The following is an 18,023-nucleotide window of genomic DNA, read 5'->3' as shown; positions in this document are numbered from 1 at the left end:
CCGTCGTGCCCTGTACGGGCACGTGGATTGAAACCTATCGGAAAGGCCATGCTGGATTTGGGGCCGGCGTCGTGCCCTGTACGGGCACGTGGATTGAAACCGTTGACGCTGTCGATGATCAACTTTTTCCCGGCCGTCGTGCCCTGTACGGGCACGTGGATTGAAACCTCCTAATATTTAATACTCATTCCATCGTGCCGGTCGTGCCCTGTACGGGCACGTGGATTGAAACCCTGGAAGGTAAGGCGATTAGAATAAAAATAATGTCGTGCCCTGTACGGGCACGTGGATTGAAACAAAAAACGTATCGGCCGCTCACCTGGCAAGATGGATGTCGTGCCCTGTACGGGCACGTGGATTGAAACCCGGTTTTCTTTAGTTTTCCGTATCTTTTTTCTGGTCGTGCCCTGTACGGGCACGTGGATTGAAACCCAATCAACCGAAAATTGGAGGAAGGTATAATGATGTCGTGCCCTGTACGGGCACGTGGATTGAAACGGTATCATCATTTCAGTACCCCTGTCACCCGCCGTCGTGCCCTGTACGGGCACGTGGATTGAAACGCCTAAGATTAATTAGTTTTATCAAGTAGATTGCGTCGTGCCCTGTACGGGCACGTGGATTGAAACTCGAAGATATTGGAGTAAAGCCAGGCATAGCGAAGTCGTGCCCTGTACGGGCACGTGGATTGAAACTTCTAATAAAATTCCTCTGCGTTCGCCGCTGAACCGTCGTGCCCTGTACGGGCACGTGGATTGAAACATAGATGAGGTGCTGTATACTGCAAACGAAGTTGTCGTGCCCTGTACGGGCACGTGGATTGAAACAAGCAAATAAGCGAAATAAAAAAATCCGCACTGGTCGTGCCCTGTACGGGCACGTGGATTGAAACTCGAAGATATTGGAGTAAAGCCAGGCATAGCGAGTCGTGCCCTGTACGGGCACGTGGATTGAAACCAGCTCATCCATGGTCACGGTAAGTCCGCTGACGTCGTGCCCTGTACGGGCACGTGGATTGAAACTGGCAGAGTACCTTGCCTTGCTTGAACAAGAACGGGTCGTGCCCTGTACGGGCACGTGGATTGAAACGCTGATGTATCTGGATTTGTTGGCCCTGGGTCGGTCGTGCCCTGTACGGGCACGTGGATTGAAACACAAATTTAGGAAGCTTAATATCGAATGCCATGGGAGGTCGTGCCCTGTACGGGCACGTGGATTGAAACGAAAAAATGGGTCTGACATCCGGCGGTGGACGGGGTCGTGCCCTGTACGGGCACGTGGATTGAAACTTTTTACCATCCGCATATTCTTTGAGAATTTCGTCGTGCCCTGTACGGGCACGTGGATTGAAACATCACAATGAACACCTCCTTAACTCGGCCAACCGGTCGTGCCCTGTACGGGCACGTGGATTGAAACTTACATTGCTGATGAATTGGCACGTTTCAAGGAGTCGTGCCCTGTACGGGCACGTGGATTGAAACCTCATTTTTTAAAGAAGACTGTGTATCCACAGGTCGTGCCCTGTACGGGCACGTGGATTGAAACCGTAAGACATACGGCCAAGGCAATAGCGTTATACGTCGTGCCCTGTACGGGCACGTGGATTGAAACTAGCCTCTTCAAACTCGAACAAGTCTTTGGGCCGGTCGTGCCCTGTACGGGCACGTGGATTGAAACTTGTCGTTGACGTAGGCTACCATGCGGTTAGTGCGTCGTGCCCTGTACGGGCACGTGGATTGAAACCATTACGACGCTTCGCCTTCCAGCGACATCAGGGTCGTGCCCTGTACGGGCACGTGGATTGAAACAGGACATTAAACAGCTTTTTGCGGTCAACTTCGGTCGTGCCCTGTACGGGCACGTGGATTGAAACACTCCATGAAGGGGGTGAATTATTCATGATTGAGTCGTGCCCTGTACGGGCACGTGGATTGAAACCGAACGTCCGCCTTTAATTTATGCGATTCTGCCCATGTCGTGCCCTGTACGGGCACGTGGATTGAAACTCAATCGGACGGGCTTTGATAGCTTGGGCTACAGTCGTGCCCTGTACGGGCACGTGGATTGAAACGATGACGATAGCCAGAGTGCTGGAATCCACCAGGGGGGTCGTGCCCTGTACGGGCACGTGGATTGAAACGCGGCGGAGCAGTGGGCTGACAGGCTTGGAGCGCCGGTCGTGCCCTGTACGGGCACGTGGATTGAAACTGGCGGTGTCGTGAATGCCGGATATAGTGCTTTCTGGTCGTGCCCTGTACGGGCACGTGGATTGAAACAAATACTCTCCCATCCTCCCACCTGATGGAGATCGTCGTGCCCTGTACGGGCACGTGGATTGAAACTGTGGCATTGGTCACATAAACTAATCAAGTTGTCGTGCCCTGTACGGGCACGTGGATTGAAACGTCATGTTAAATCCATTGATAATGCCCTGCAACGTCGTGCCCTGTACGGGCACGTGGATTGAAACATATATATAATGAAACATATGTTTTATGAATCATGTCGTGCCCTGTACGGGCACGTGGATTGAAACCTTTGTCATCTTTACCGCCTCCGCATATTTAAGGTCGTGCCCTGTACGGGCACGTGGATTGAAACAGCATGAACGAATGCATCTGTTTTAGTAGATCAGTCGTGCCCTGTACGGGCACGTGGATTGAAACATTTTACCGTGCCGGGTATGTAAATACGTTTTAGTCGTGCCCTGTACGGGCACGTGGATTGAAACATTGGAAAAACCATTGATCCCTACGATGTTTGTGTCGTGCCCTGTACGGGCACGTGGATTGAAACCGGTAAAATACCTCGACTGCAGTGTGGGCATATCGTGTCGTGCCCTGTACGGGCACGTGGATTGAAACACGTCCTCAATCACCTGGAGCCATTTTGCGGCGTGTCGTGCCCTGTACGGGCACGTGGATTGAAACATTCCAATAGGCGTAGAACTGTCTTAAAGTCATGTCGTGCCCTGTACGGGCACGTGGATTGAAACCTTCGCCAGAACTTCAATGACTTGCGCCATCAGGTCGTGCCCTGTACGGGCACGTGGATTGAAACTGATATCAATGGCCGGGGACCAGGATGGTTTTGTCGTGCCCTGTACGGGCACGTGGATTGAAACATGTGCTTTTGTCGGTCTGTCTGTCACGCTCTCGTCGTGCCCTGTACGGGCACGTGGATTGAAACCTGCATCATCACCACGCCACCCTAAACGGCTTATTGTCGTGCCCTGTACGGGCACGTGGATTGAAACACAATTTCGGATAATGGCGATTCTTACGGCCAGTCGTCGTGCCCTGTACGGGCACGTGGATTGAAACTACCTGTCGCCGCAGGTCGGCGTTTTCCAGCTTGTCGTGCCCTGTACGGGCACGTGGATTGAAACCTTGCAAAGACCTTCGTTATTTAATACAAAAATAGTCGTGCCCTGTACGGGCACGTGGATTGAAACATCCGGCAGAGAACCGATCACTGATGCTATTGCCGTCGTGCCCTGTACGGGCACGTGGATTGAAACTGCTAATGAAAAGGTAGCCGCCGAAACCGTTCGCGTCGTGCCCTGTACGGGCACGTGGATTGAAACCAAAGGAAATCCGGAATACGAGTACCGGCAAAAGGGTCGTGCCCTGTACGGGCACGTGGATTGAAACTACTTTCGTTCGTGCAGCTACCCGAAAGTTTTTTGTCGTGCCCTGTGCGGGCACGTGGATTGAAACGTATGATAATTGGAGCATGTCTCGCAGCATGCCCGTCGTGCCATGTACGGGCACGTGGATTGAAACCCCTGGAACTTTGCGCTCAAGAATGTCGTTTTGGGTCGTGCCCTGTACGGGCACGTGGATTGAAACTTCTCAGAATAAGCAACGAAACAAAGTGATTGCGTCGTGCCCTGTACGGGCACGTGGATTGAAACAAAGCCGGGGTGAGGGGTTGTGTCCCGAGTATTGTCGTGCCCTGTATGGGCACGTGGATTGAAACCATAGAAAGGCCAGTTGGAACCAGATATGCCTCAGTCGTGCCCCGTATGGGCACGTGGATTGAAACAGGGAGCCGGGTGGACCACAGCAGTGTGCCCTGTCGTGCCTGTACGGGCACGTGGATTGAACAACGAAATGATCAAGGATACCATCAAGGAAAACATCATGCCCCATATGGATTGAAACGCCTGTACTGTATAATAATCTGGCTAATCCGTAATATTTAAAACTACGAACTCTATTGAGAGCAAAGAAACAATCTGCTCCTGAAATTCCTTTGTGCAGTTAAACTAAGTTTGCACTGTGCAACTTTTTGGGCAAAGGTTGCTGATAGTCAACTGCGTAGCAATCCAATTCCAGCAGGTCAATAACTATAAAACAACGAAATCATACTATTAAATAATGCAACACCAAAAGGCATCTTTTTGTCGATGCTATTATTCAAACGGTAAAGTGGTTTATACGAAAGGATGAACAATCATGCCTAAGATCCCCAAAAACCTAAGCGATCAGGAAATGGTAAAACATTTTAAAGAAAAAATCACCTTTGAAACCGGCTTAGCACAAGATAGTCCGGAGGATAAAAAGAGCGTTCAGGCCAAGTCAAAAGAGAAGGAGTCTTTTTTTACGCCGGAATTGCAGGAAAAGGTCAGCAAGCATTTGCTGGAGATAAAGGTTCAGCTTTTCCAGGAAGGGATCGTGGATTATGATCTGAAGGTCAGCCGCGACGGGAGGCAGGTATTGATCAGCGCTGTTCCAAAACCGGTGAAACAGCAGCCTGACCGCAATGCGCAGCGTAATCGCTGACAGTGATTACGCCGCATAAAAAAATCCGCCGTTACGGACTGTAGCGGCGGATTTTTTATGAAGGTTAGGCGCTCTGACGGATTTTTTTGATTTTCCGTCCGCTCAGCGCCATAACTGCCTGGCCGATTACTCAATAAATGTAGCCACATCTGCCACGGGCTTGCGGGGCGGGCTGGAGAGCTTGTCGTCGGCGGGGACTCCCAGTGGGGTGAGGGCGGCCAGGTAGTAGCCTGGTTTCTCAAAGCCCAGGTATTTGCTGATTTCCCTGGCGGCATAAGTGGGGCCGGTCATCCAGCAGCCGCCGTAGCCCAGGTCGGCTGCCGCCAGTTGGAGGTTCTCCATGGCTGCGGCGATGTTTTGCACTCCCGGATTGGGCCGGACCAGAGCATGAAATTCTTCGGCGCTGATGACGCCTGCCTCTCTCAAGCCATCTCCAATGGAGTCATAAGGGCCGGCATAGATCAGAATCAGGACCGGAGCGTTTTTGAAGATTGTGTGATAGGCGGCCGAGGACTGGATGATCTTCTTTTTTTCCGGGTCGGTATGGAGAGCTGCCAGGGACGCATTTTTTTCTGCCACCAGTTGTGCGATATGACTGATCTTATCTTTATTGGTGATTACGACAAAGTGCCAGTTTTGTTTGTTTTTGCCGGAAGGGGCCAGGGTTGCCGCTTCCAGCAGCTTGACGATATCGTCTTTCGGCACCGGCTGGTCCTTAAACTTTCTGACGCTGTGGCGCTTGGCCAGGAAGGGGAATAAACTCATGATCGATTCTCCTTTTCGTTTGATAATGATAATACTTTATCACAGACAGGAGAAAATCCTGCTGAAACTGTAACCCTGCTCTTTATCTCGAATCTCGGCCCGTTCGGCTTCTATTTTCCAAAATTCTTCATACATTGTACTAATATACCCTGGTACAGTGAGGGAGGATGAAGGTGGAAAAACTGGAAGCGCTGATGGGTACCCTGTTCACGCAAAAACTGCCTGTGCTGCCGGATAAGGTGAAATCCGTCATCATGCAGGTTCTGCCATGGATTTTTGCCGCTTTTGGGGCATTGGGGTTTTTATCCTGGATTACCGCGGTTGGCCTGGTAAACTTTAGCCAAATGGCAGCCTTGAAAGGCAGCTATATCCTGGGATATGATGTTCCGCTGCTTGGCCTTATCATCTTTTATGCCCTGGTCCCCCTATCACAGATTTTGATTATGGCCGGCGGCTATTATATGCTCGGCCGCCGGCTGAAAGGATGGCGTCTGGCCGTGCTGGCGACGTTGATCAGTCTGACCATCAATGCCTTATATGTCTATGCGTTTGGCGTGGTCTGGGATGTGCTTGTCTTATATGCGCTGCAGCAGATTAAGGAGCTATATCCGAAAACAGGCGTTTGAGACACCCCATGAAGGCCCTCCGGGCCTTTTATTGTTGTAAGGACCGTTTTGCCTATATTTGGCCTCTCCCCTCCGGCCTTAGGTGTTGTATAATAGGATTGTACCAGTAGGACAATGGATAGGAGGAACGATTTGTGCCTATTAAGATACTGGTGGCCGATGATGAGCCGAATATTTGCGAAGTGGTGGAACTTTATCTGAAGCAGGAAGGTTTCGACGTATATACTGCCGCCGACGGTGATGCCGCCATGGAGGTAGAGACTGATATTCAGCCTGATCTGGTAATTTTAGATGTGATGCTGCCGAAAATGTCAGGCTGGGAAGTGTGTCAGGCTATCACCCGGCAAATACCGGTGATTTTTCTTACGGCGAAAGGAACTGAACCGGATAAAATGACCGGTTTTTCGCTGGGGGCTGACGATTACATAACCAAGCCCTTTAGCCCCAGGGAACTGGTGGCCAGAGTCAAGGCGGTGCTGCGGCGCAGCGGGCTGTTGTACGGCGACGGCGCAGTCTTATCCTATCCTGGGTTGACGATTAACGTCAACGGGCAGATGATTGAATGCGCCGGCAAGACTGTGCCCCTTTCACCCAAGGAATTTGAATTGCTTTTATTTCTGGCCCGGCATGGCAAGATCGCCTTTTCCCGGGAACAGCTGCTTACGAATATCTGGGGTTATGATTACTGCGGCGACGACCGGACGGTGGATGCTACAGTCAAGCGATTGCGGCAAAAGATTTCTCAGGGAGAGTATCAATATGTACATACGGTATGGGGAACCGGGTATAAATTTGAGGTGGTGGCCAAATGACCCGTTCTATATTCGGACGTATTCTGATGTCCCATATGGCGGTCATTCTGGTCAGTATCCTGGCTCTCAGCCTGTTGATGTCTTTCTTGATCCGCAGCCATGTGGTGATCAACCGGCGGGCCGATCTGATCACCAAGGCCAATTCCATCACGGCCTTTTTGGCGCCGGATATCAAGACAGGAAAATTGCCTTCCCCTGAGGTGGTGGAACGCCTCAACGAAATGGTGGGCGGCCGCGTCTGGCTGACTGATGAGGATGGCAGGGTATTGGTGGGCCAGCCGCCGCCCCGCTGGTTTGCCCAGTTTCCCCAGCCGGCGGAGGATTTGGATGATCTGTTTGCCGGGCTGAGCAATCTGTGGGTCGGCAATGACAGGGAAGAAAAAGACCGGTCCATGGTCATCGCCCTGCCGGTAGCGGGAGCACCCAATCCGGTGGCGGTTTATTTGTTTGCGCCGGTGACCGGTATTAACCGGGCGGTAGCGGCGCTGGACAAACTGCTCTATTATTCTCTGCTGTTCGGCATCGGCGCCTCGGTCATTCTGGGCTTTTTTATCACCCGTACTCTTACCAGGCCGCTGGCTGATATCAGCCGGGCTGCCAGCCGCTTTGCCAAGGGTGAACATGCCAGCCGGACCGCTGCGGTGGGCGAGGATGAGATTGGCAGGCTGGGACAGGTGTTTAATGACATGGCCGCGTCTCTGGCCCATACCGAGCAGAACCGGCGGGATTTTTTGGCCAATGTATCTCATGAACTGAAAACCCCGGTGGCAGCCATACAGGCTATGGCCGAAGCGTTAGCCGACGGTATGGTCACCACCCGGGCGGATACCCAGCGTTATCTGGCTAATATCGTCAGCCAGACCGGACATATCAACCGGCTGGTGCAGGACCTTCTGGATCTGGCCCAGCTGGAGGCCGGTGAAATAACGATCCTGCGGGAAAAGGTGGACCTGGCTGAATTTTTGGCCCGGGAAACCGAGAAAATGACCACGATTGCCCTCAGTCAGGAGAAGAAGCTAAAATTTGTCCTGCAAAAACCCCAGAAAAATGACCGGCTGGCGGCAGTCTGGGCTGACCCGGTACGGTTGACCCAGGTGTTTAACAACATCGGTATGAATGCGATCCGGTACTCGCCGGAAGGGTCGGAGATCAAAATACGGATCGAAACCAAAGGCCGGTTCAGCCAATTTACTGTCACCGATCAGGGGCCCGGCATTCAACCGGAGGATCTTCCTTATATCTGGGAACGGTTTTACCGGGCGGAAAAATCCCGCACCCGAAACGCCGGCGGCTGCGGTCTGGGACTGGCCATTGTCCGGGACCTGGTCCGGGCCATGGGCGGCGAGGCGGAAGTGGAAAGTCCGCCGGGAAAAGGGGCGGCCTTTACAATCAGACTGCCTGTGGCTAAGCAATAGACGTCATATTTTTAAGCATAAGGAACGCGCCCGGGGTTATCCGCCGGGCGCGTTCCGTTATAAGGATAAGGGGATGCGGTTTCAGCCTGCCTGATTGCAGATCGGCTGCAGCCCTAGATTTTGGAGCGTATCCAGATCCCGGTCGGCTCCCCGGCCCTGGGTGGTAAGGTAATGGCCCATCAGCATGCCGTTGATGCCGGACAAGAATCCCAGCGGCACCAGTTCGCCCAGGTTGTGTTCCCGGCCGCCGGCGTAGCGGATGATCTTGCTGGGCAGAATCAGGCGGAAGATGGCGAAGGTCTGGAGGATGGCCAGGGGTTTCAGCGGGGTCTGGTTTTCCAGCGGCGTGCCTTTGACCGGATTGAGGACGTTGATGGGAATGGAGTCGGCATCCAGTTCTTTCAGGGCAAAGGCCAGCTCCACCCGCTGACGGAAGGTTTCTCCCATGCCGATGATGCCGCCCGAACAGATCTGCAGGCCGGCGGCCTTTACTTTTTTAATAGTCTCCACCCGTTCCCGGTAGGTATGGGTGGTGCAGATACTCTCAAAGTAGCTTTCACTGGCCTCCAGGTTATGATGATAGCGGGAGATGCCGGCTTCTTTCAGCGCCGCTACATGGTGAGTATCCAAGGTGCCTAAGGAACAGCAGCGGTTGAGGGATGTTTCCCGGCCAATCCGTCTGATCGCGGCGGTGATTTTGGTAAAGTCCGGGTCGCCGTCCATGCCGCAGCCGGCGGTTACGATGCAAAAACGGCCTGCCTTCTGAGCTTCGGCCTGTTTGGCGGCTGACACAATATCATCCTCGCTCATAAGCGGATAAACTTCGATTTTGACTTCATGATGGGCCGACTGAGCGCAGAACTTACAGTTTTCCGAGCAATTGCCCGACCGGGCGTTGACGATCTGACAAGTGTCAACCGCATTGCCGGTGAAGGTTTCCCGCACCTTGTTGGCCACTCCCAGCAGAATCGGAATGTCGGATTCTTCGATTTCAGTAAGGGCAAGGGCCTCGTCAAAAGAAATCTGCCCGCCGTTCAATACTTTTTTACCTACATTAAAAATCAAATCATAGCTCAATTTTACATCCTCCCGGTTGATAAAAATATAGGATCAGTACTTTATATTGCAGTCATTCCGGCATCCTGCACCATTGTAAAATCATGGGCCGCCTGACGGCCGGAAAAAGTCAGGTAATTGCCGATGATCAGTCCGTTGGCGCCGGACAGCATTAAGGTTCCCTGCAGGTCCCGCAGGTTGATCTCCCGTCCGCCGGCCGGGCGGATGATTTTGCCGGGCAGGATGAACCGGAAGATGGCAAAAGTCTGGATGATTTCCAGGGCTGGCAGCGGGATAGCCCCTTCCAGGGCGGTGCCTTTAATGGGATTGAGAATATTCAGCGGCACAGAGTCGGCATCGATTTCCCGCAGGGCAAAGGCTAGGTCGATCCGGTCCTGCCAGTTTTCGCCCAGTCCGATGATGCCGCCTGTACACAGTTCCAGACCGGCCGCTTTGGCGGCCCGGACGGTCCGGAGCCGCTCCTGGTAAGGGTGAGTGGAGCAGACGTCAGGGTAATAGCGTTCGCTGGTCTCTAAATTATGAGCATAGCGTTTGATGCCGGCGTTAACCAGGTCCTGAACCTGACCGGCAGTGAGAGTGCCCAGATTGGCGCATACCCGCAGGCCGGTCCGGCGGATGACCGCGCGGATTCCGGACAGGATGCGCGGAAAATCGGGATCGTGTTCCATTCCTTTGCCGCTGGTTACCAGGCTGATGCGGTTGGCTCCGTCCCGCTGGGCCGCCCGGGCCCGCTCCAGAATATCTTCTTCTGAGAGCAGGTCATAGACCGGAGACTGGGTGGTGTGAAACGCGGACTGGGCACAGTAGCTGCAGTCTTCCGAACACCGGCCGGAACGGACATTGATCACGCCGCACATCTCCACCTTGTCGCCGCTGAACTGGTGCCTGATTTTGTTGGCATAGGCGGCCAGCAGAGGAATATCCGGTTTCTCTGTCTCTGTTAACTGCAGCGCTTCCGGATATGTAATGCTGCCGCCTTCCAGGATGTGTTCGCCTAGGGCGATGATGTCTTTCGCCTTCATAGCTTCGCCTCGTTCGTTAACTTATTTAATAATAATGGTTAACCAAATAGTAGGAAAAATAGTTAACCTGAAACCTAGTTTTGGTTAACTATTGGTATTGTACTATGAACCGGGCAATCTGTAAATGCTTTGGTTCAAAAAAAAGAGGGGAGTGCTTCAAGCATCTCCCCGCAAAACGTTTTGGCAAGACGTGTACTCAGGAATTCTATTTACTGAGGCACTTTATTCAAGAAAAGCTTCTTTGAGGTAGACATTGCCGTCCACATTGCGGACAATACCTTTGACATTGGGCTTTTCCAGATTGAGCAGCGTGTAGAAATAGATCGGGATAATGGGCATTTCATCCATCAAAATCTTTTCCGCATCGTGCATTGCTTTCATCCGGCTGGTTGGATCAAGGGTTGCTTTTGCCTGATTGACCAGGTCATCATATTGCTTGCTGCTCCATTTGGAATGGTTGTTGCCGGCATCGGTCATCAGCAGATCGGCAAAGTTCATCGGATCGGTGTAATCGCCGATCCAGCCGGCGCGGCCGATTAGATAATCACCCTGACGCAGGCTGGCCAGGTATACTTTCCATTCCTGATTTACTAAATTGACCTCAATGCCGAGATTCTTTTTCCACATTTCCTGAATTGCTTCGGCAATTGCTTTATGTTGGTCAAGGGTATTATAGAGGATGGTAAGCGCAGGCAGTCCCTTGCCGTCAGGGTAGCCCGCTTCGGCTAGCAGTTTTTTCGCCGTTGCGAAATCTTTGTCTTTAAAGTAATCGCCGCCAACCTTGCGGAAGTCCTCGCCGGCTTTGGCGTCCGACAGGCCAAAGGGAACCAAGGCCATAGCCGGTATCTGGCCGCTGCGGGTAATGTTGTCGACGATAGCCTGACGGTCAATGGCCAATGCCAGGGCCTGGCGCAGCTTGACGTTGTCCAGCGGCGGCTTGGTTACGTTAATGGCATAGTAGTATATGCCAAGATAAGGGTATATTTTCAGTTTGTTTTCTTTGAGCAACCGGGGAACTTCGGCCACGGGAGGTTCGGGTCTGATAGCCAGGTCAAGCTGATTGTTTTCAAACATTGCCAGTACGGTAGTGGCGTTGTCCGACAGGGTTACGTCCAGCTTATCCAGCTTTAGTTTGCCTGCATCCCAGTAATGCTCATTTTTCACCAGCTCAATTTTGCTGTTATGCACCCAGGCCGCCATTTTGAACGGCCCGTTGCTGATGATGGTGGCCGGCTCCTTGATCCAGTCCGGATTCGCCTCCACTGTTTTTTTGTGTACCGGGAAATAGGTGTGATGGCCTAATAAGGCGAGGAAAAAAGCCGTGGGCTTTTCCAGGGTGACTTCCAGAGTCCGGTCATTTAGGGCTTTTACGCCGACTTGATCGGCGGTAATGCCGTTTTGTTGTTTATTGTAGGCCGCCCCGTTCTTTAAGTAGTACAACTGGTCGGCATAGCGGCTGGCCATTTCCGGGCTGAGCAGGGTTTTCCAGGCATATTCAAAATCCTGAGCGGTCACAGGGTCGCCATTGGACCACTTGGCATTGGCTCTTAAATGGAACACGTACTTGAGACCGTCGTCCGAGATATCCCATTTCTCGGCAACGCCCGGAACCGGATTGCTGTTCTTGTCTCTGCTGCAAAGGCCTTCGAAGATCTGGTTTTGGATGAGGGCTTCCGGGATACCTGTTGATTTCCGGGGATCGAGGGTTTCCGGCTCGGCGCCGGTAGCGATCCGCATCATTTTGCCGGAAGTGTCTTTGGCGCCGCCGCAGCCGGCCGTGAGCGATAATAGCAGGACGGCGGCAAGAAACAGCGAACAACCCTTTTTCCAGGACATAGTTTTTCACCCTCCTTTAAAGTATTGAAACTATATATTCTGCTATTTCCTGTAATACCCTTCACGATTTGGAATTTTCTATATACTTAGAGTAAACGACGCCGGTTAGTCCGCTTCTGTCGCCTTACATTGCTTTACGGGAGCCGTGACATTTAAAAAAATAAGCTGCTCCGGGAATGTGTAAGCACCTCCTGAGCAGCCGGCTGTAACATTTTTTCTCTTGAGATTATCCTGGGGACCGCCGCAGTTTATATTTCAAAAACAGATCCAATCCCAGGTTTGTGATGATACGCAAGAAAAAAGACAGGACGTACAAAAACACAAACCCCGAGGTCAGTGGTTTGAAAGAAGGGAACAGGTAGGTGGTGGAACCGAGGAACAGCCAAAAGGACCAGTGGCTGGCCAATTCCCGGATGAGATTGCAGGCCTGGGTCAAAGCCGTATAGAACCTCATGCGGTTTTTCATCATGGTCAGATAATTCGTTAGAAGCCCCCTGTTTTTTGGGTTCAGGCGGATTTCATTTTTGAGGGCTTGAATTTCATTCATATCAGTGTCCGTTTTGGCCTTAAAGCCGGTGAAGGTTAGATTCCAGCCATATACTTGCACATAGGCCGCCATTTTTACCGCTTGTCTGATTAAAAAAATGAGCGAAAAAAGGAAAACTCCTATTACCAGGAAAATCGCAAAAACAAATCGCAGACCTAAAGCGGCTGCGACAAATAAGAACACAACATGCTTCAGCTGAATTCTGTCTGATTCACCGATAGGCAGCAGGAGACGATAGATCCAATATTTTTTTCGCAGGATTTCCAGGTATTCTTCCCGGATCTGGGTATTCTCCGGAGCCAGCCGGACGGCTTGGGTTAAAAAGTCGATGGCTGCCTGATAGTCTTTCCTGCCATCCGCCGCCCAGGCCAAAATCAAAAAAACGTTGGCGTCGCCAGGCTCTAATTGCAAAGCCTGTTCCTGGGCCTTGCGGGATGCAGCGTTTTCTTTCAGGTTGGCCAGGACATAACTATAGTTGGCTAAGTAGTCGGCATCGTCCGGATCGAGGTTCAGACAGGTTTCAAGATATTGGCGGGCCTGTTGATAGTCTCCGCGCCGCGCCAAGGCGGCATTGGCCATCAAATAGGGGAAATACGCTTCCCAGGGAAAAATGCGCCTGGCGTCTGCGCTGGCAGTATCAAAAAGTTCCCATTCCTGCTTATGGTAATAGGCGCCTGCCAATGCACGCCAGGCGATGATATTTTCCGGGTCGATTTTGAACGATTCCTTCGCCCAATGCACTGCTTGATATTCAGCGCCTTTTTTCAGATAAACGGCAGCCAGCATTGCATAGGCGTCAGCAGCGGCGGGAGATTCCTGCAGCCAATCCTCGGCTTCCCGGATGGCCTCGCCGTAACGACGGCAATTGAGCAGAAAGTGAATCCGCTCATAGCGCGATGAAGAATCCATAGGACAGCCCTTCCTTTTTTCGACTACAGCCGGTTTGTTTTTAATATAGTCCAGCACATACTGAAAGTCCTTATTCACATCGCTGAACATGGCGTAGTTCTTCGCCGTGGCAAACCATTCCAGTGTGGTGGGTTTGCGATTCCCCAATGCCTGAGCCAGATCGGCATCGGTCAGAGGCTGCAGCTGCCCGGTGGTAAGGGAGCGCTGCAGGGCGAGTTCTATGGCGTCTTTGACCACCTGCTCCAAATCGGCGCCGGAAAAGTGCTTTGTTTTGGCGGCAATAGTTTTGGTGTTTAAGGCGGCTTGAGGCTTTCCCTGGAGTTTTAGCTCCAGGATGGTCTTGCGTTCGGACTCTTCGGGCGGCGGTACAAAAATCAAAGTATCGAACCGGCCGGGGCGGCGTAAGGCAGGGTCCAGATACCAGGGAGTATTGGTGGAGGCGATAATATATACACCTTGATTGAACGAGTTCATCCCATCCAGTTCTACCAGCAGTTGATTGACCAGCATTCTCTCATGATGCTGCCCCATCTTTTGGCGGTTGCCTCCCAGCGCGTCCAGTTCGTCAATAAATAAAATGCAGGGTTTTTCCCCGCGGGCTTTTTCAAACACATCATGCAGATTATGTTCGCTTTCTCCTACATACATGGACAAAATAGCCTGGAGTTCCAAATGAATAAAGCTGGCATTGATTTCCCCCGCCAGAGCTTTAGCCAGAAAAGTCTTGCCGCAGCCGGGGGGACCATATAACAGCATGCTGCCGCCGGCCTGTTTGCCGTAAGCCGCAAAAAACTCCGGATTCTTCATTGGGAGAATAAAATTCATGTTGATTTTCTGCTTTACCTCATCCAAACCACCCACTGAGGCGAAGGTTTCCTTTGGCTGGGAACTTTCCACCAGGCTTTGTTTATCCCGGTTAAAGGCTATGACCTTGAGCTTGTTTTTTGGCTGGTCTTCATTCTCATCCATGTTGATTCCTCCTTCATAGCCAGTTTTGATTAGAAAAAATACCCATAAATCTGACAATATTCTACCATCGAATGAGGTTTCACCGCAAGGCGTTATAATTGATAATGAGTATTGATTAATTTTTGTCGCCGCAGTATAATATAACCAGCACATCCCCTCCGGGGGGATGGGATTAAAGGAGACGAACTGAGCCCATGCAAAAACCAAAGCAAAATGCCAAGGAAGTACTAGACCGGCTGTCCAAAATCGAAGGTCATGTGCAAGGGATCAAGAAAATGGTGGAGGAAGGCCGGGACTGTCCGGATGTGCTGCTGCAGCTTTCAGCGGTCAAAGCCGCAGTTAAAAAGGTATCCCATATCATTCTGGGCGACCATCTGGAGCATTGCATCTGTGATGCAGTACGCAGCGGCAACGAGAAAGAGGCGCTGGAGAAATTGAGCAGCGCGGTGAAGAAACTGGATTGATAGGATACGAGTAAATAAATACTAAAGCCGGAGACTGCGGCAAAAGTTCCAGATGCTAGGCGCGACGAGGATTACGCCGCGCCGCGTACTGGTTACTGGTATACGCAATGCCGCAGAAGCAACAACGCAGATGGGGCTTCTGCCGCAGTCTCCCTAGGAGGTCGTGTGTATGAGTCAGTTTAGCATTACTGTCAAAGGCATGAGCTGCGCCGCCTGCGCCAACCGGGTGGAACGGGCCGTGAAAAAGCTGCCTGGGGTAGCCGAGGCTAACGTGAATTTTGCCATGGAAAAGCTGGCAGTGGATTATGACCCGGCCAAGTTAAGGACCCTTGATATCGTAAACAGCGTAAAGGACGCCGGGTATGAGCCGGTAGCTGATAAAGCGGAATTCAAGGTGGGCGGCATGAGCTGCGCCGCCTGCGCCAGCCGGGTGGAACGGGCTGTGAGCAAGATGCCGGGAGTTATCACGGCTAATGTGAATTTTGCCATGGAAAAACTCACGGTGGAATTGGGCGCCGGTCTGAATGAGAGTGATATCATCAAAAAAGTTCAGGATACCGGCTATGAGGCCGAAGTTGTCCGGGAAACGGGACAAAATGCCGACCGGGAGAGAGCGGCCAGGGAAGAAGAGATCAGGCGGCAAAAACGCATGTTCCTGTTTTCCGCCATTTTTTCGCTGCCATTGGTCCTGGGTATGCTTGCCGAAATGGTTTTAGGACATGGCGCTGTTCCGGCCATATTCATGAATCCTTGGTTTCAGCTGATTTTGGCCACGCCGGTGCAATTTTACGCCGGCTGGCAGTTTTACGCGGACGCTTTTAACATGCTCCGGCATGGCGGGGCCAACATGGCTGTATTGGTTGCCATGGGCACCAGTGCGGCGTATTTCTTCAGCATTTACCACACCTTTTTCGTAGCCGGTCCGGTTTATTACGAGACTTCGGCCCTGCTGATCACCCTGATCCTGTTAGGACGCCTGTTAGAGGCTGTTTCCAAAGGACGGACCTCAGAAGCCATCCGCACGCTGATGGGCTTGCAGCCGAAAACCGCCAGAGTCCTGCGGGACGGCCAGGAGACGGATATTGCCATCGAAACAGTCCGGGTCGGCGATGTGATCATCGTCAGGCCGGGCGAAAGGATTCCCGTTGACGGCATAATCGTTTTCGGCGATTCGGCGGTGGATGAGTCCATGCTCACCGGTGAGAGCATCCCGGTGGACAAAAAGCCCGGCGACAAGGTCATCGGAGCCACCATCAACAAGCATGGGTCCTTCCGGTTTGAGGCTACCAAAGTGGGCAAAGATACCGCCCTGGCCCAGATCATCAAGGTGGTGGAAGAGGCTCAGGGGTCCAAAGCCCCCATTCAGCGCCTGGCGGATGTGATTTCCGGCTGGTTCGTACCGGTGGTGGTGGCCCTGGCGGCGGTTACCTTCCTGGTCTGGTATTTCCTGCTTCAGCCCGGTCAGCTGGATACTGCCATTCTGAACGCCACAGCGGTGCTGGTCATTGCCTGCCCCTGCGCTCTGGGGCTGGCCACTCCCACGGCAATTATGGTGGGAACCGGCCGGGGAGCGGAAGGCGGAATCCTGTTTAAAGGCGGCGAACACTTGGAGAAAACCCACCAGGTGACCGCCATTATCCTGGACAAGACCGGCACTATCACCAAAGGGGAGCCGGAATTGACCGATGTTGTGGTCACTGCCCCGCAATACAGCGAAAATGAGGTCCTGGCCCTGGTCGCGGCGGCGGAAAAGACTTCCGAGCATCCTCTGGCTCAGGCCATTGTGAACGGAGCAGTTGTGAGGAACCTGGAGCTTCAGGCAGCGGAACAGTTCGGAGCCATCGTCGGCGCCGGAGTGACAGCCACGGTAGGCGGGAAAAAGCTTCTGGTGGGCACCCGCCGGCTGATGCAGGACAACAACATTCCGTTTGAAGCCGCCCTGTCCCAGGTAGAGGCGCTGGAAACCGCCGGCAAGACCGTGATGTTTGCGGCTGTGGACGGGCTCCTGGCCGCTCTGGTTGCCGTGGCGGACACAGTGAAGGAGCATGCCGCCGAAGCCATTGCCGATCTGCAGGCCATGGGCCTTGAGGTCTGGATGATCACCGGCGATAACCGGCGCACCGCCGAGGCTATTGCCGGACAGGTAGCTATTACCCATATCATGGCTGAAGTATTGCCGGAAAATAAAGCCCAGCAGGTAGAAAGGCTAAAAGCCGCCGGCAAGATCGTGGCCATGGTGGGCGATGGCATCAACGACGCGCCGGCGCTGGCCACAGCCGATGTGGGCATCGCCATGGGCACCGGCACAGACGTAGCTATCGAGGCCGGCGACGTGACCCTCATGCGGGGCGACCTGCGGGGCATTGTCAGCGCCATCCGTCTCAGCCGGGCCACCATGCGCAACATTAAACAGAACCTATTCTGGGCATTCTTCTACAATGTGATCGGCATCCCGGTGGCAGCCGCCGGCTATCTCTCGCCGATGATCGCCGGCGGGGCCATGGCCTTCAGCTCGGTGTCGGTAGTTACCAACTCGTTGCGGCTGCGGCGGGCAAAAATTTAAAGGGAGGGCGCAAGCCCTCCTCAGATTGCAGACAAAGCCCACTTTCAAGCCGCAAGGCTAGGAAGTGGGCTTTGTCTGCAATCGGGGCTGTCTTATGACAGCTCTTTTTTTATGGCAGCGTGTCGACACCGAAACGGTCCTGTTTGTGTACGGCACTTATGTGCGATTGTACACGTTGGATAAATAAAAGCGTAGCCTGGTATACATTTTTATTGTTCAAAATTCATT

At 52.7% G+C, this 18,023-nt stretch carries 11 protein-coding genes, 1 pseudogene and 1 CRISPR repeat array (1 of these 13 only partly in view); of the genes and pseudogenes, 6 read left to right on the top strand and 6 right to left on the bottom strand.

The window, feature by feature from the left end:
• Positions 1–4,050: a CRISPR direct-repeat array (repeat unit 32 nt; unit sequence GTCGTGCCCTGTACGGGCACGTGGATTGAAAC); it reaches 262 nt to the left of the window's first position.
• 413 nt (positions 4,051–4,463) lie between these two features.
• On the top strand, positions 4,464–4,790 hold the full coding sequence (locus tag ALO_RS05895; RefSeq protein WP_004093875.1) for a hypothetical protein: 327 nt from the start codon (positions 4,464–4,466) through the stop codon (positions 4,788–4,790).
• A 126-nt stretch (positions 4,791–4,916) separates the two neighbouring features.
• Here the strand turns inward: ALO_RS05895 and ALO_RS05890 are convergent, their stop codons facing one another.
• Complete coding sequence (locus ALO_RS05890; RefSeq protein WP_004093874.1) at positions 4,917–5,555, bottom strand: nitroreductase family protein; 639 nt, start codon at positions 5,553–5,555, stop codon at positions 4,917–4,919.
• A 173-nt stretch (positions 5,556–5,728) separates the two neighbouring features.
• On the opposite strand from ALO_RS05890, the gene ALO_RS05885 reads away from it, so the two are divergent.
• From ALO_RS05885 to ALO_RS05875, 3 genes are all read left to right on the top strand, one after another.
• On the top strand, positions 5,729–6,181 hold the full coding sequence (locus ALO_RS05885) for a hypothetical protein (protein WP_004093872.1): 453 nt from the start codon (positions 5,729–5,731) through the stop codon (positions 6,179–6,181).
• A gap of 134 nt (positions 6,182–6,315) precedes the next feature.
• A complete protein-coding gene (locus tag ALO_RS05880) occupies positions 6,316–6,993 on the top strand; it encodes a response regulator transcription factor (RefSeq protein WP_004093869.1) in 678 nt (225 codons plus the stop codon).
• Complete coding sequence (locus ALO_RS05875) at positions 6,990–8,408, top strand: sensor histidine kinase (protein ID WP_004093867.1); 1,419 nt, start codon at positions 6,990–6,992, stop codon at positions 8,406–8,408. The genes ALO_RS05880 and ALO_RS05875 overlap by 4 nt, the downstream gene beginning before the upstream one ends.
• 81 nt (positions 8,409–8,489) lie before the next feature.
• Here the strand turns inward: ALO_RS05875 and bioB (ALO_RS05870) are convergent, their stop codons facing one another.
• The 5 genes and pseudogenes from bioB (ALO_RS05870) to ALO_RS23895 all read right to left on the bottom strand — a co-directional run.
• On the bottom strand, positions 8,490–9,485 hold the full coding sequence (gene bioB / locus ALO_RS05870; RefSeq protein WP_004093865.1) for a biotin synthase BioB: 996 nt from the start codon (positions 9,483–9,485) through the stop codon (positions 8,490–8,492).
• 41 nt (positions 9,486–9,526) lie between these two features.
• On the bottom strand, positions 9,527–10,507 hold the full coding sequence (gene bioB, locus ALO_RS05865; RefSeq protein WP_004093863.1) for a biotin synthase BioB: 981 nt from the start codon (positions 10,505–10,507) through the stop codon (positions 9,527–9,529).
• Positions 10,508–10,729: 222 nt separating this feature from the next.
• Positions 10,730–12,343, bottom strand: a complete 1,614-nt coding sequence (locus tag ALO_RS05860) for a peptide ABC transporter substrate-binding protein (protein ID WP_004093861.1) — start codon at positions 12,341–12,343, stop codon at positions 10,730–10,732.
• Positions 12,344–12,569: 226 nt separating this feature from the next.
• On the bottom strand, positions 12,570–13,469 hold the full coding sequence (locus ALO_RS23900; protein ID WP_461781518.1) for a tetratricopeptide repeat protein: 900 nt from the start codon (positions 13,467–13,469) through the stop codon (positions 12,570–12,572).
• A gap of 369 nt (positions 13,470–13,838) precedes the next feature.
• A pseudogene (locus tag ALO_RS23895) lies at positions 13,839–14,768 on the bottom strand (ATP-binding protein); the annotation flags it as partial.
• Between the two features lie 194 nt (positions 14,769–14,962).
• Here ALO_RS23895 and ALO_RS05850 point away from each other — a divergent pair.
• Positions 14,963–15,232, top strand: coding sequence for a metal-sensitive transcriptional regulator (locus ALO_RS05850; protein ID WP_004093858.1), 270 nt, complete (start codon positions 14,963–14,965; stop codon positions 15,230–15,232).
• Positions 15,233–15,401: 169 nt separating this feature from the next.
• A complete protein-coding gene (locus ALO_RS05845) occupies positions 15,402–17,795 on the top strand; it encodes a heavy metal translocating P-type ATPase (protein WP_004093856.1) in 2,394 nt (797 codons plus the stop codon).
• The last annotated feature ends 228 nt before the right edge of the window (positions 17,796–18,023 follow it).

Origin of the sequence: Acetonema longum DSM 6540, from assembly GCF_000219125.1 — a bacterium.
GTDB classification, from domain to species: Bacteria; Bacillota; Negativicutes; order Sporomusales; family Acetonemataceae; genus Acetonema; species Acetonema longum.
Note: the sequence above shows the minus strand (reverse complement) of the source record. Positions and strands in the feature narration are given on the sequence as shown.